Annotated in this window: 1 pseudogene; it reads right to left on the bottom strand. The window is 41.6% G+C overall.

Annotated elements, in window-relative coordinates:
- Nucleotides 1-55: 55 nt before the first annotated feature.
- Nucleotides 56-320, bottom strand: a pseudogene (locus tag J0A66_RS22455) (hypothetical protein); the annotation flags it as partial.

The raw sequence follows: 320 nt of genomic DNA, 5'->3' as shown, positions 1-320 counted from the left end.
AACCTTTCATATACGTCAGGTGTCATGGCATTGACCATCTGCTGGATATCCATCATCAATCAAACTTCTTCATAAAAATCAAACGAACACGATTGATTACGTACCAGACGAAACCAATCACCGAGCAACTCATGGCAATATTGTATTGTAACTGCCCGTGCCACAGGCAAATCGGGCTGGTGTTATTAATCAAATTAAAAGACAGTTTGCAAGCATATTCGGTTGAAGGACCCTCCCCCCAGTATAAAATGGCGAAGCCAGCAATAAACATCAGCATGGCAATCATTGACTGGGTCTGAATAGACTGCACTTTCTTAAAT

It is taken from the genome of Bowmanella dokdonensis (assembly GCF_017254865.1).
GTDB classification, from domain to species: domain Bacteria; phylum Pseudomonadota; class Gammaproteobacteria; order Enterobacterales; family Alteromonadaceae; genus Bowmanella; species Bowmanella dokdonensis.
The sequence above is the reverse complement of the archived record's forward strand: the minus strand, read 5'-3'. Positions and strand labels throughout refer to the sequence as shown.